Source organism: Polaromonas sp. P3_C2, assembly GCF_056402675.1.
In genome coordinates this window covers 1-1,960 of the sequence record NZ_JBFUGX010000713.1, presented here as the reverse complement: position 1 = coordinate 1,960, position 1,960 = coordinate 1, and the positions used below count along the sequence as shown (strand labels likewise).

1 protein-coding gene and 1 pseudogene are annotated in these 1,960 nt (G+C 60.2%); both read left to right on the top strand.

The window, feature by feature from the left end:
- The first annotated feature begins 510 nt into the window (after nucleotides 1-510).
- A complete protein-coding gene (locus AC1DWI_RS21065; RefSeq protein WP_477668159.1) occupies nucleotides 511-1,398 on the top strand; it encodes a phosphate/phosphite/phosphonate ABC transporter substrate-binding protein in 888 nt (295 codons plus the stop codon).
- Between the two features lie 3 nt (nucleotides 1,399-1,401).
- Nucleotides 1,402-1,960, top strand: a pseudogene (locus AC1DWI_RS21060) (hypothetical protein); the annotation flags it as partial.

Genomic DNA, 1,960 nt, shown 5'->3' with positions numbered 1-1,960 from the left:
GCAACAACTGCCGCGTTCAGGCGCTGTCAGTTTTCGCACACTGGGATTACTCACAGGATGCATTTTGTGATGTTTTGGCATCCGTATTTTTTGGGCGCACGGCCTTGCCGGTCTTCCGCATATTGGCCGGCCTGACCGGGAAGATGCCCAGAGGCGGTTATTAAAAGGTGGCGTATTGCACGCCGTAGTCCCGGCCATCAACAAGTCTTTGGGCTGGGTTAAAGGCGTTACAGCTGTTTACGTTTGACCCGGACCGTTGCCATTGCTTGAAGCCGGGGCTCGCCGCGCAGGTGCCTTTGCCGGGGTTTACCTGTCAGCCCTGACAGGGCGGGTGCCATGAACTGCCTTTGACTATTTTTGCAGCCGGTCCATAGAGTGTATTTGCGTAGGTGACAAGGATTRAGCCGCAAGGCCGTGCAGTTCCGAAGCCTTGACAAAGCCTTGGGGCAGTAGCCGAAGTCATCCAGCAACGATGTACTGGGTCAGTGGGCTTTCCAAAACAAGGTTTTCATGAAAACACCTTCCTCGCAGCTTCGCCGTCAGATGTTGTCAATCCTGGGCCTGGGCGCCCTCGCAGGGGGTATGGGTGGGCCGGGTAGCGCCTGGGCCCAGGCTGCTGCTGCTGCCGCTGCCTCTGCTGCTAAAAAACCCGCAGGTGGCGCGAACTGGCGGTTGCTGGTCAATGAAGCGGTGGGGGGAGATACCAACTCATTTTTGCTGACCAACCGTTATCGCCCTGCCGCCGACTTCATCAGCGCCCAGCTCAAGGGGCGGCCTATCGTCGTGGAGCCCATGGTGGATATCAAGCGCTTCATGGCGGTGGCGCAAGGCGCCAGCAAGCCGGAGTTTGTCTTCGGAAAATCCGTCAACCAGCTGGCCAAGCTGGTGCGTGACAACGGCTACCAGCCGGTGGTGCGGCGCGCCGACCCCTACAAGGCGGCCTTCATCGTGGCCAAGGATTCGCCCATTAAAACCCTGGCGGATGCGGCTGATGCAAAAGTCATCATGCCCGACGAGTCTGCCGCCACCAGTGCGGTGGCCCTGGCGGAACTGCGGCGGCAAAAACTTGGGCAGGTCCGCGTGACACACGTTCGCTTCCAGGAAGAAGTCGCGCAGTTTGTGAAGTCCGGAATGGGCCAGATCGGCGTGGTCAATCCCACCATTGCCAAAAAGTGGGTGGAAGAGGGCGGGCGCGTGGTGGCTGAAACCCAGCCGGTGGTGAACTGGTCGGTGCTTGCCAGTCCCAGCCTGGCCGCGGACATGGTGCAGCAGCTGCGCGACGCGCTGCTGGCCACCAATTCAGAAAGCGCAGCAGTGATGGCTTCGATGGGCGTGAAGGCATGGGCCAGAGCTGAACGGAAGGACTACCTGGATTTGTTGGACTACACGAGGGAGTAAAAAATGGGTACGTTGATTCAAGCACGTCTGTTTTCACTTTCGCCATGGCGGGCCGGACTGCTGGCCGCCATATTGGCATTTTCCTGCGGCGTACAAGCCCAGGAAAAAAGGGCGATACCGCCCAACATCGCGCAGGCTGCGGCCGAAATTTCCGCAGAGCTCGCCAGCAGTTGCCCGCTGGCGCCGGCCGGTGACGTCAACGCTTACACCCAGTGCCGGCAAACACTGTTCGGGCCGAGCCAGCTGCGTGCACACGTGGCGCCCATCGTGCTATGGGGCCGGCAAAACAAAAAAGACAACGCCACGCTGCGCCAGACCAACCTGACCCAGTTCGCCCCTGACGCCTGGACCGGCATGTATGCGCCGCTCTTCATGTTCAACGGCCGGCATACCGTGGAGTGGGTGGCCGACGAGAAGATGTTCCTGGTGCGGCTTGAGGCGGCCTTTCGCAACCGCCTGCCGCCGGGCCAGTTTCCTTATCCGTTCTGGCACGACGAGGCCAAATGGGCGATGTACGAAAACGCCCGCAGCATGATGCTATGGATCAGCCCCGAAACAGGCG